The sequence below is a fragment of the Parasutterella muris genome, from assembly GCF_943193095.1.
Classification (GTDB): domain Bacteria; phylum Pseudomonadota; class Gammaproteobacteria; order Burkholderiales; family Burkholderiaceae_F; genus Parasutterella; species Parasutterella muris.
Genome location: NZ_CALPCV010000022.1, coordinates 1 through 12,773, shown reverse-complemented (window position 1 = coordinate 12,773; position 12,773 = coordinate 1). Strand labels below are relative to the sequence as shown.

The following is a 12,773-nucleotide window of genomic DNA, read 5'->3' as shown; positions in this document are numbered from 1 at the left end:
TCGTTAATTGAATTCTATCTTATTTGAGACAATATGTCATTTAGGATAAATTATCGTTTGTATCAGATTGTAATAGTTTTAGAAAATCCCTGTGTGTCTCAGCAGCGTTACCGCTAAAGGCACCGTGAAAGAAGACACCACGGTCGTGATAATCATGGCATTGGCAATAACATCTTCTGCGGCTTGGAACTGCCTGCACATCAGGTACACATTGACGCCGATCGGAAGACATCCTAAAAACACCACTGAAGTGGTTTCTACAGGCCCTAACCCGATCAGAACGGCTAGCGTATAAATCAGCAGCGGATGAAGAAAAAGCTTAATTCCGCTCAATACAAAGCTCTTCTTTATACCCGGGCCTAAACCGTATTCGGCTAAGCCCATTCCCACCACAATCAAACTCATCGCGGTTGCCGAATTGCCGATCAGCCGAATCGGCTCGTCAACGACATACGGAATCTTCAAACCGGTAAGACTCCAGAGAACGCCCAAGAAAATAGAAATAATCAGCGGATTTTTAAAAACGGAAAGAACCGTTCTGAAAAAACTTCTCCACGTCAGATGTCCGGTTTGAAGCGCGAACCCGACCGTAATCGAAACCAATGTCCAAAGTATCATAGCGTTCATGGAGAGAACAGCTGAAATGGACGGAGTGACCTGCTCGCCAAGCATGGCAATCGCCAGAGGAAGACCGAGAAGCCCGTTATTGGAAAACACGCACCCGGTTCCGAAAATCGCTGAACCGACCGCTGACATCCCCAGAACCTTCCGAGCAATAAAACGGCCGACAAAAAACAGAATAAAACAAGCACCAAAGTATGCAATCAATAACCGTAAATCCGCATGCCCTTCCTGCACAAAAATATTGGATAGAAGTCGAAAGAGCATTGCCGGAAGAGCAATGTTGAACGCAAATTTAGCTAAGACATTGCTCGCTGTCTTATTAAAGCCGAACCAGCGAGACAAGGCATAACCGAGAAAAATCATCAGGAAAAGAGGCGAACTCTTCTCAAGCTGAAGTGCAAACTGAGCAAGAAGCGTCGTGTCCATTTGGGATGAGGATTTATCTGTTTAATATCCCTTGATCTTACGCTTCACTAATGCGATAAAAGATTCAGCAGATCAGAAAATTCCGAAGATACTCGGCAGTATTGATCGGGAAAAATATCAAGACGGCCTTCTTAAAAATCCCGAAGGAACTAAATTATTTCTCAAGGTTTCAGTTTGTATACAAAGATAAATTCCCGTCAATATCGCAAAGATTTCTTACGGTTTTCATTAACGCTTAAATTTATTTAAGTAAATATTAATCCCGGCCAATAATGATTGCATTCAATTAATTATCATCAACCAAGGACTAATTCAATGATCCGACTTTCATTAAAAAAGACGGCTGCCGCTGCTGCCGTAACACTGGCTTTTACTGCCGGCGCACTGCTTCAGAACGACTCCGCGCTCAGCCCTGTCGCACCTGCGGCTGCTCAGCAGATCCAGTCTCAGCTGCCGGACTTCACAAAGCTTGTTGAAGAAAACGGTAAGACAGTTGTCAGCATCGAAGTCTCCAAAAAACCCAAATCTATGCCCTCCCGCGGCGGCTCGGACCGTTTCCGCGGTATTCCCAAAGACCAGCTTGACCTGCTTCGCCGCTTCGGCTTCCCGTTCGGTCCGGATTTTGATTTCCGCGGCCCCCACGATTCCATGCCTGACATGCCGGCTCGCAAAGGCCAGGGCTCCGGCTTCATCATCAGCCCGGACGGAATCATCCTGACGAACCATCACGTCATTGACGGTGCAGACGAAATCACGGTACACCTGACAGATAACCGCGAATTCAAGGGCAAGGTTCTCGGCTCTGACGAAAAAACCGACATCGCTGTCGTCAAGATTGATGCCAAAGATCTTCCTGCCGCCAAACTCGGCAGCTCTGAAAAGGTTAAGGTCGGTGAGTGGGTTGCAGCCATCGGCGCTCCGTTCGGCCTTGAAAACACTGTCACCAGTGGTATCGTTTCCGCAAAAAGCCGCAACCTGCCGAGCGATCAGTTTGTTCCGTTCATTCAGACGGATGCGGCCGTCAACCCCGGCAACTCTGGCGGTCCGCTTTTCAATATGAAAGGTGAAGTGATCGGTATCAACTCCCAGATCTTCTCCACTTCCGGCGGCTTCATGGGACTTTCTTTCGCAATTCCGATCGACCTGGCGCTCCAGATCAAGGACGATCTGATTAAAGACGGCAAGGTTCATCGCGGCAAGCTCGGAGTCGTCATTCAGACTCTGACTCCGGAACTTGCCAAGAGCTTCGGTCTTGAGAAGGCAAAAGGCGCGCTTGTAGCTGAAGTCACAAAGGACAGCGCTGCTAATAAGGCCAAGATTGAAGAAGGCGACATCATCCTTTTCTTCGATGACAAGGAAATCGAGAAGGCTTCCGATCTGTCCCGCTCTGTCGCATCTGCAAAACCGAGCACCGAGCACACCGTTAAAGTGCTTCGTGACGGTAAAGAAGTGACACTGAAGGTAAAACTTGATTCTGCCAGTGACTCCGATGTTCCGACAGAAGCTCAGCAGGCAAAATCTAAAGGACGCCTCGGTGTTTCCGTTCGTCCGCTCAGCGACGAAGAGAAGAAGAAATTCGGCGACGGCCTGTTTGTTGTTTCCTCTGAAGGCGCAGCGGCAAAAGCCGGAATTAAAGAAGGCGACGTTCTCCTGAGCGTTGGCGGAAAGAAAATCCGCTCCTTCGATCAGTTTAAGAAGGCAGTAGAAAACGCGAAAGACACACTCGCACTGCAGGTTGCCAGAGAAGGCTCCCGCATCTATGTCGCTGTCAAACTTGACGACAAAGAAAAGAAAGAAGAAAAGAAATAATCTTTTCTCCTAAATAAAGCCGTTAAGCCCGCAGAAATCTAAATCTGCGGGCTTTTCTTTTCACAATTAAAATTTCTTAGTCAGACCGATCAGCCAGTATCTTTCAAAAATTCCGGTCAAAAGTACCAAAACGCCGGAAATCGCCATGCAGGAAGGTCCAAAAAATGCCAAGGCCGCGGCTCCAAGTCCGCCAATGAGGTAAACCATCACGAGCAAAAGACCGGTCTCAGAGTGGTAAACAAGCTTTGCGCGCTCCCGAGTCTCCAAATACATCAGTGCGAACGCGACGCATCTGGCGCAAAGAAGAATCAGCATGGGAACAAGCAGCTGCGCCCAAACAGTCCAAGATCCTAAAGCAAAGGCCATCACCGCATACAAACCGCATCCCATCAGAAGCGCGTCGGATACCATAAAACTTGTCAGCCACCGTGCGTCCTTCACTCCGGGCTGAGATGTGCAGCTGAACGCAACGCCCTTATAGCAGATAACCACCAATGCTCCGATAAAAGCGAGTACAGTGAAAAGCCTCATCAAAACGCCGGCATAGATATGTATCACCGGACCTCCGCTTCCAAAGAGATAGGTCAGCCAGTAAATCGCCACAGCGGCGCCCAAGCAGCTTGAGTAGCATGCAAGCCCCCATACTCCGACAGAAAGCGGCGATTTGAAGTGCAGAACACGCATTGCGTGAATAAATCTCGGCGGATCGCCTAAATCAAATACCAGCAGCGCCAAGTCAATCAGCACAATAATGAGCGCCAGAGTCAGCGCAAAAGGCAAAAGGTTTGAGAACACGTGACCCCCAAGAAACCAAGCCACAGTGGTAAACACCATAAAACCTGCCGTGAGATTATTAAAGAACGCGTCCCAAACAATAATATTTTCCCAGTCCGGACGATGCGTCAGGTCATGCCCCTCATACGGAGACGGATAGTTGCTAGCCCAAGGTTTTAAATTTGTATTCATTGCGGCCTCCTTAGATCAAACTTGCCGCGACAGCCGCAAGACAAAGCACAAGCGTCGCGATGCCCCTTAAATAATCACCTGCCATGTAATGGCTCGGCGTCTGAGGAGACTCCGGGAGACCATACACCTCCGGCTTATCCATCAGTAAATAGAAAGAGTTCAGACTGTCATACTGCGGGAATTGATCCTTTCCGTACAAACGCGCCTCCGGATGACCATGCTTAACGAGATAATTCAGGCGTTCTTCCGCAAGAGTCGCCATGTATTCTCTCGGTCCAAAGTCAATTGCCCCGGTCGGGCAAGCCTCTTTACAGGCCGGATCCAAACCGTCACGCAGTCTGTCATAACATTCGGCGCACTTCATAGAGTGCCCGCTCTCACTGCTGATTTCCGGAACTCCGAAGGGGCAGGCCGCAACGCACATGCCGCAGCCCATACAGATATCCGTCTGATAGTAAATTCCGCCAAATTCATTTCGAACGATCGCTCCGGTCGGACAAGCTTCATGACACGGGGACGTACGGCAATGTTTGCATTGGTCGCTCATAAAGAGCCAATGACCTTCTTTTGGTTCGTTCAAAAGCGCGTCTATCGTCTTTGGCGCAGGACGATCCACCTCATTGTGCTCAGAAAAGCGTTCGATAAACTTAACATGACGCCAATTGTTTGCGGACAAATCTCCGGTGTTGTCATAACTCTGACCGGACCAATGAATCGGGTCATTTTTCAGCTGGTTCCACTGTTTGCAGGCAACCTCGCAGGATTTGCAACCGGTACAGATTGAAGTATCGGTAAAGAATGCGAGTTCCTGAAGACGCGGCAGAGGGTCTTCCCGATCAAAAAGCGCATAACACGGATCAACCTTGTGGTTTTTCTTCGGCTCGCCTTCAGGATAACCTTTTTTCACTACGTCAAAAATGTTTTTGCCGTCAATCTTCATGATTAGTTCCTCCCTTCAGGCTGAGCGGCCCACGGGGTGTCCGGGACCGGTTTTGTCATGGACTCCGGATACTCGACAGGCTCCGGTACAGCCTTTCGGATCTTGCTCATTTCCGGTTTATCGATCTTCACAACAAAACCCTTAGAGCTTGGAATCAGTCCGTCAGGAGCCATATCCGCAGGACTTAAGTCATTTGTTATCGGATCGCACATCACGCCTTTATAACCGGAACATACGAAGCGTCCCGCAATACTTGCGGGCTTGCCGTTAATTCGTCCGATTCTCAGACGCGGCGTCACCAAGGCTCTAACCTGAATTTCCGTGCGAGGACTCTTAACGGAAACGTATCCGCCGGTCGTCACACCGATTGACTCAGCAACTTCCGGCGCGATTTCAATGAAACTAGCGGGCTGAAGCGCCACGAGCCACGGGGTATGACGCGTCATCGCTCCGCTTAGCCAATGTTCTGTCATGTGATACGTTGTCATGACAGTCGGATAATTCGGATCGCCCGGGCTGACCATCGGATTCAATTTATCTTCGATGATTCGGACATCCGGAACACGGTCTGTCGACCAAAGCAGATTCTTATACGGAGATTCACTCGTTTCGTAGTAAACGGGAAACGGGCCCTCTTTAATGCCGTAAGGCACAAACAGCCATGCACGTCCGTCCGTATGCACGCCAAAAGCGTTCGCCTGCTCCGAGGGCGCGGCAGAGGCATCAAACTGAGGATGATCAAAACCGACCCAGCTCTGTGAAGCTTCATCCCACCAAACCAGCTTTTTACGCTCAGACCAAGGTTTGCCGTTCAAGTCAGATGAGCATCGGTTATAAAGCACTCTGGAATTCAGCGGCCATGCATAGCGGTAGTAGAGATCAATTTCATGATCCGGAGTTCCTGCCTCCCGACGCTTCATCAGATTCTCACCGTCTTCATTAATAAAGCCGGAGAGAAGCCTGCATCCGCAAAGAGTGGATCCGTCATCGCGCAGTTCTCCTGAACCCTGAATCGGTTTCCCGGTTTTAAGGTCGACCCCGTTCATTTCCAGCGCAACTGCATCTATATCGCAGTCTCCTTCAATACGGGGCAGCCCCTGAGCGTTCACCGCTCCGGGAGCGTCATCGTACATCCAAGTCAGTGCGCGCAGACCTTCATCTCTGGGCAGTCCTTCAGATTCAGCCATCGCTTTTAGGCGCTTGCCCAGCTGGTAAGTCCACCAGGCATCCGATCGGCAGTCACCCGGAGAGACGCGGATTCGATCGTGCCACTGCATCAGCCGCTCAGTATTATTGGCTGATCCGTCCTTTTCCATCAGAGAAGAAGTCGGAAGATAAAACACCTCCGTCTGACAGTCTTTAGGCGCAGGGCCTGTCGGATCCGCATACCACACTGAAGCTGTTTCGTTTTCGAACATATCGCAGACAACCAGCCACTTTAAGCTTCGCAGCGCGTCTCTGCTCCATCCTGCGTTCGGATTTGTTACGGCAAGGTTCTGTCCGAATACCAGCAGACCTTCCACTTCTCCCTTCAGAGCTCTTTCCATCGTCACTGTCAGGGACTGATTCCCGCCGAGTTTCGGAAGCCACTGATAACCGTACTCGTTATCTGACGTTGCCGCATCTCCGTACCAAGCCTTCAGAAGGCTGATCATGTACTTCGGAAGCGCCTTCCAGGATCCGCGCTCTGTTTCAAGTTTCCACATGCCGTCCTGCTTATCGCGCGCACCGGAAAAACCATGTCCGTTTTCCAAGTAGTCTTTCAGCGTCGCGTTTTGCGGAGCGATCTCAGGAAGCGGAATGTAGTTGGGCAGATCTCCGAACAGCGTTGGAATATCGGTTGCGCCCTGAACGTTAGAGTGTCCTCTCAAGGCCAAGATTCCGCCGCCCGGACGGCCTATATTGCCCAGCAGCAGCTGAAGGATCGCACAGGTTCTGATAATCTGCGTTCCGCTCGAATGCTGAGTAAATCCGGTCGCATAACAAAAAGCAGTTGTTTTATCCCGACCGGAATTCCTTGCCATGAACTCTGCGACTTTGACCACATCACATGCACGGCAGCCGCAGATCTCTCCAACCATTTCCGGAGTGTATTTTTCTACCTGCCGACGAAGCAGCTGCATCACGCAGTGCGGATCCTGCAGTGTCGGATCGCGTTTAGGTTCGCCCCGTTTACCGTCGGGACCTGTTTCATAGACGTAATCCCAGGAATCGACTTCTTCACTATAGGACCTTTTTTCCGGATCCCAACCGTTAAACAAACCGGTCACATCATCAAATCGGAATTTCGGGTTGATGATGGTCGAAGCATTGGTAAAGGCAAGCACATACTCTTTAAACCAGAGTTCATTTTTGAGGATATATCGGATGATTCCCGACAAAAACGCGATGTCGGTCCCCGGGCGGATGTGAACATGATGATCACAGGCGGCGCTTGTGCGTGTATAGCGCGGATCGACATGGATCGTGACCGCTCCCTTCTTCTTTGCCTGCATCGGCCAGTAGAAAGCCACCGGATGGGCTTCTGCCATATTCGAGCCCATAATCACAATGCAGTCTGAATTCATCAGATCCCGCGGCGGGTTTGTGCAGGCGCCAAAGCCAAACGTCGGACTCAGCGCCGCAACCGTGGTCGAGTGACAGTACCGAGCGGAATTCTCCACCGGAAGAATTCCGAGTCCGCCGGTAAAGAGCTTACGAAACAGATAGCACTCTTCGTTATCGTTGGCGCTGCCGCCAATAAAACCAATATTTGCGCAGTTATTGACCGTGATTCCGGTCTTCCCATCCTTCTCTACAAAACCGCGCTTGCGGGAATCCCAGATTCGTTTTGCAACCGTGTCCAGTATCCAGTCCAGGGAGACTTCCTCCCATTTATCCGTACCGGGTGCACGATACATTGGTTTTACCTTACGATAGGGGTTATCGTTAAGTGCAAATGTAGAGGACCCTTTTGGGCACAGCCGACCCTGATTGACAGAACTTCTCGGATCACCTTCTACGTCTATGAGTGTATCGCCTTTAAAAAAGCCCAGCTGTGAGCAGCCGACAGCACAATACTGACAGATCGTGCTTCCTATTCTCGCGCCTCTGAGCCGTGAGCAGCGGAATTTAGTTCTCGGGCTGTATACGTCGCTTATTGTAGTCATGGGGTGTCTCCAATGTCATTAGAGCCATTGTGGATCACCGTGACGGCTATTATTATTTCCCTGTCCTAATTCGGGAGGAACGGTTTGCGGCTGCGGAGTCAGTTATTTCCGGTTAGGCAGGGGAATCCTTATACCAACCCCTTTTTTATTAAAATATCACTCTCACGAAAACCTTCATAAGGATTTCCCTCTGTTTCGGTCCTCTCTACGGTAGTAACCCTTGCCTTGCAGATTGTAAATTTTCTTCTTCTAATTACAATTAATTTGTTCGATTTGTTCGATTTTTTCCGTCGTTGTCGTCCTTCTCATTCCTTAGCTTAAAAAGGTCCGCAGCGGAATAACCGCATGAATCAGCAACAGAATAGAACTAGAATAGATTACTAGGGAGCTGTAGTTATGGAACTATTAAGAGAAGAATTAGCGCAGTACAGCAATGAGCTCATTATTATCGGCGTGCTGATTATTGCTTTTGTCAGTTTTTATTCTCGTTTCTTTAAGAAGAAAAAATAAACCGGCCGGTTACGGCCGGGAATCCCATTTCCTATTTCGCGGTTGCCATTAAGTGTAGCCACAGCTCCGAGAAGCCGGACCAAAATACCTGAACACCGATACAGATCAATATAAAAGCAAAAATTCTGGAGATCGCTTCCGTACCGGTCTGACCAATAACCGTTGTGATTCGGTCCGCATATTTAAAACACAGCCAAACCAGCAGCGCGTTCGCAAGTGCAGCCAAACTTGTACTTAAAACATTCGGGACAGAGAACGTCATAGATGTTCCGATCGCTGTTGTTACGGCGATTGCACCGGGGCCGAGCGTCAGAGGAAGAGTAAAAGGATAGAACGCGAGTTTCATCAAGTCTGAATGAGATTTTTTATTTATACTGCTCTGAGCCTTTTCGCCGTCTGCTTCCGAACTTGAAGAACTGCTGTTAAGTGTCAGCCAGCCTGCAGAAAACAGCACAAGACCGCCCGCGACGCGGAGAACGCCGATAGAAATCCCGAAGAAGCTCAGAATAAACTGCCCGATATAAAGAGAGCACATCGCCATCACAAAGAAATACAAGGCGACGCGATTAGAAAGTTCCGCTCTCTCCTGTCGAGTAGCTCTTCCTGTCATCGTAAGAAAGAAAAAAGCCGCTCCAAGCGGATTAACCACTGTTACCAGTGAGGTAAAGACGTAAAGAAACGTATTAAAAAATGAAGTGAGCATGAAATGCGAACCTTTCGACTGATCAACAGCAGATTCTAATGGAAAGAGACGGCAGACCCCAGGGTCTGCCGTCTCTTCGTTTACATTTCTTTAGTATTCAACGCCGGTCGTATCACCTGCCGGTTTAGCCTGTTTCGGGACCAGAAGGACCAAGTTAGGCTTGGTTGCCGCAGAAGACGGCAGCGGAGCAACATCCGCAAGCGCGCCGTATTTCTTTCTCAGCACTTCGATATCACCGAATTCGATGGCTCGGTTAGGACAGCTTTCTACGCAAATCGGCTGACGACCTGTTTGGAGACGATCCACACAGGCATCGCACTTACGCATTTTCTTAGCATCGACATCAAGTACCGGAGCATGGTACGGGCACGCCTGAGCGCACATTCCGCAGCCGATGCATTTTGCTGTCTCGATAAGGACCAGACCGTCCGCAGCGCGCTTTTGGTGCGCCTTAGTCGGGCATACCTTGACACAAGCCGGGTCGGTACACTGGTTGCATGCGGTACTCACATAGTAAGCAAATACATCCTGCTCCCATGCGCCGTTCGCGTCTTTTTTCCAGTTTCCGCCTGCATACTCTCTGACCTTTCTAAAGTTCAGACCAACAGGCAGGTTATGTGCGTCTTTACAAGCCACGGCGCAGGTCTTACAGCCGGAGCATTTAGATACATCCACAAAAAATCCAAGCTGACTCATCTTCATTCTCCTAAGCTTTTCTTACTTCAACAAGGTTGGTGTGCTGAGGATTGCCCTTAGCAAGCGGGCTCGGTCTCAGTGAGGTCAGCGTATTGATGTTGCGGCCAACGTCAACCGACTTTCCTCCAACCTGCTTCGGCGTATACCACGCACCCTGAGGCAGTGTCACAACGCCCGGCATGATGCGGCTTGTGACCTTAACCGGCATTTCAAGCGTGCCTCGGTCATTGAATACCAGCACCATGTCACCGTTCTTAAGGCCGCGGGCCTGAGCATCGAGCGGATTCATGAAGAGCACATCTGGATGCTGTTCACGGAGCCAGGGAAGATTATGGAAAGTTGAATGAATTCTGCCGTGGTGGTGGAAGCCGTAGCACTGAAGCGGATATTTCTTCGTCAGCGGGTCACCGGCCTGTTCCCATGTCGCGCAATATTTCGGGATTGCAGAAATCACGTCGCCCTCGGGAAGTTTCCAGGTTTCGGCAATCTTATTGAGACGATCCGAGTAGATTTCGATCTTACCGGAAGGTGTTTTAAGCGGATTTGCCTGAGGATCTTTTCTAAAGGCAGACAGACCGACAGTATTCTTCTTCCAATCGTAGACCTGCTGAGGACCTTCCTTCCAGAAGACTTCCCATTCAGGAAGCTGCGGAACTTTCTTACGAGTTTCGTTGTAGCACCATTCGAGCCACTGATCCTGAGTTCTACCTTCAGTGAATTCCTCTTCTTTACCAAGTTCTTTGGCGATCAGTCGGCAGATTTCATAAGAAGTCTTCTGATCCCACTGAGGCTCAACGGCCTTATGCATCGGAAGAATCGAACTTGTTGCGCCGTTAGAGCTTCCTCCGCAGGCGATATCGTTTGTTTCAGGACCCATAACGTCCGGAAGCAGGATATCGGCGTAACGGCAGGACGGCGTCATCATGTTATCGCAGACGACAATAAATTCGCACTTCGAAGTATCTTTCAGAATCTTATCGGTTGCATTGGAGTCTGCATGCTGATTGATCATGGTGTTGCCGCCCGAGTTCACAATCATCTTGATGTTGTGATCGAGCTTCTTGACGCCTCTCATACCGTCGGTGAGATCCGTCATATCTTTTCCGCGGACAATCGCATCCGTCCACATAAACACCGGAATCGTTGCCTTAACGGGATTCTTGCCTGTCGGGAGATAAACGGCCGGAAGCGTGTAATTGGCTTCTGCGTCACCGCAGTTTGTACCCGAAAGACCAATCTGGCCCAAAAGGATCGGGAGCATTGCGATCGCGCGGCTTGTCTGCTCACCGTTTGCCTGACGCTGCGGACCCCAGCCCTGAGAAACAAAGCACGGCTTTGTTGTGCCCATTTCTTTAGCCAGAGATTTAATCGTATTAACAGGAATACCGGTAATCTTTGAAGCCCATTCAGGAGTCTTAGCGATACCGTCGGGTCCTTTGCCGAGGATATGGCTCTTATAGTCGCTTCCCTTCTTCGCATCTGCCGGCAGAGTTTTTTCATCGTAGCCAATGCAGTATTTATCCAGGAAGTCCTGATCAACCCAGCCGTTATTAATCAGCTCATAGGCGATAGCTTCGACCAGAGCCGCATCTGTACCCGGGCGGATCGGGATCCACTGATCCATTCCTGCGGCAACCGTGTCGTTATACATCGGGTCGATCATGATGCTCTTGGGTTTACCGCGTTCAAGGGCGCATTCAAGCTGATAGCCTTTTCCGCCGCCGGAGCCTCTGGTAACCGCGCTGTTGCCGCCGAATGTCACATAGAGTTTGGCATTTGCAATTTCACCGACATCGGAAGCTGGTCTGGCGCCGTAGGTATAAGGGAAAGCCGCTCCGATCTGAGCGGTAGAGTACGAGCCGTAGTATTTAAGGTAGCCGCCCATAAGATTCAGCAGACGCCACCAAGCGCGGCGAGAGTTCACCAAGGACTGCTGACCGGAGCAATACTGCCAATAAAGCGACTCATTACCGTACTTCTCAACCGTATTTTTAAGGTTTTGAGCAACGGTTTTAATGGCTTCATCCCAAGTGATGCGTTCGAATTTTCCTTCACCGCGTTCACCAACACGTTTCATCGGATACTTGAGACGGTCAGGAGAATAGAGACGCTGGCGAAGAGAACGGCCTCTCAGGCAGGCACGAATTTGACGATGGTCGCAGGAGTCGCCTGCTGTGTTATCCGTTTCAACACGAATAACCTGACCGTCTTTAAGGAAGCAGCGCTGAGGGCAGCGCTGTCCGCAGTTAATCACGCAGGCGTTCCACACGAACGGTTCAATCTCTTTGACTGCCTGGGCGACAGCGTGAGAGATCGGGCTGAGTGAAAAGCCGAATGTTGCGGAGGCATATGCAGAAAGTCGCAGGAAATTCCTGCGTCCAAGAGTAGAAGAGAGAAAATCTGACATTAGAGAATTCTCCATGGGGTGGTAGTTTATGTTTCGACGATTGTCAATTTCGTCAGTTGAATTGTATATATAACGGTATTTTGTTATAACTCGGGCATTTACGGAGGGTAAAAAATAGCAGCCGAAGCCGCTATTAATAACTGAACTGCATCGTGCTAACGCTGTCTGTTTTTCATTGCCTGGGCAGTCAGACGACTGCGCATTAATCTATAGCAATAGAGTTCTAAAACTTTTTTTAGTACTGCTCTCATAATTCCCTCTCTTTTCCAAAGAGTAACAGCCCTAAGTGGTTATTTGCTTAGAAAAGGCTCAACTTGAGCGTATTTTCTTTCTATATAGAGACAAAATGTAAGAATTGCACGTAACTTGTGAACATGTTCACGGCCGCCGGAGAATGGGTTTTATAAACGAATATATTATTCCCCCTCATTACAGACAAAATAAAACCTCTCACCGCATTCGCAGCAAGAGGTTTTAAGAATGGAGAGCCCGGAGACTACCTACTTTCGCAAGAAATACAACTCACTATCATCGGCGTGGAGG

Annotated in this window: 8 protein-coding genes; 1 reads left to right on the top strand and 7 read right to left on the bottom strand. The window is 49.6% G+C overall.

The genetic code is table 11. The features are described 5' to 3' along the window. Window positions 1-78: 78 nt before the first annotated feature. A complete protein-coding gene (locus NFR90_RS08470) occupies window positions 79-1,050 on the bottom strand; it encodes an AEC family transporter (protein ID WP_251452248.1) in 972 nt (323 codons plus the stop codon). A gap of 315 nt (window positions 1,051-1,365) precedes the next feature. Between NFR90_RS08470 and NFR90_RS08465 the strand changes: the two genes are divergently transcribed. Further along, window positions 1,366-2,859 (top strand): DegQ family serine endoprotease, encoded by a 1,494-nt coding sequence (locus NFR90_RS08465; protein WP_251452246.1) that lies wholly within the window; start codon window positions 1,366-1,368, stop codon window positions 2,857-2,859. Window positions 2,860-2,925: 66 nt separating this feature from the next. Here NFR90_RS08465 and nrfD read toward each other — a convergent pair whose 3' ends face one another. From nrfD to NFR90_RS08435, 6 genes are all read right to left on the bottom strand, one after another. Further along, the gene (nrfD, locus tag NFR90_RS08460; RefSeq protein WP_251452245.1) at window positions 2,926-3,825 is read right to left on the bottom strand and encodes an NrfD/PsrC family molybdoenzyme membrane anchor subunit; all 900 of its coding nucleotides are present in this window, start codon (window positions 3,823-3,825) and stop codon (window positions 2,926-2,928) included. Between the two features lie 10 nt (window positions 3,826-3,835). Further along, window positions 3,836-4,765 carry a 4Fe-4S dicluster domain-containing protein gene (locus NFR90_RS08455; RefSeq protein ID WP_251452242.1) on the bottom strand — a complete coding sequence of 310 codons (930 nt, stop codon included), beginning with the start codon at window positions 4,763-4,765 and terminating at the stop codon, window positions 3,836-3,838. Between the two features lie 2 nt (window positions 4,766-4,767). Further along, entirely contained in the window at window positions 4,768-7,914 is a 3,147-nt protein-coding gene (fdnG, locus tag NFR90_RS08450) for a formate dehydrogenase-N subunit alpha (RefSeq protein ID WP_251452240.1), read from the bottom strand. A 541-nt stretch (window positions 7,915-8,455) separates the two neighbouring features. Then, window positions 8,456-9,127 (bottom strand): MarC family protein, encoded by a 672-nt coding sequence (locus tag NFR90_RS08445; protein WP_251452239.1) that lies wholly within the window; start codon window positions 9,125-9,127, stop codon window positions 8,456-8,458. A 90-nt stretch (window positions 9,128-9,217) separates the two neighbouring features. Next, window positions 9,218-9,823: a DMSO/selenate family reductase complex B subunit gene (locus NFR90_RS08440; RefSeq protein WP_251452238.1), complete on the bottom strand. Its 606-nt coding sequence runs from the start codon at window positions 9,821-9,823 to the stop codon at window positions 9,218-9,220. 10 nt (window positions 9,824-9,833) lie between these two features. Continuing rightward, a complete protein-coding gene (locus tag NFR90_RS08435) occupies window positions 9,834-12,230 on the bottom strand; it encodes a DMSO/selenate family reductase complex A subunit (protein ID WP_251452237.1) in 2,397 nt (798 codons plus the stop codon). Window positions 12,231-12,773: the final 543 nt, after the last annotated feature.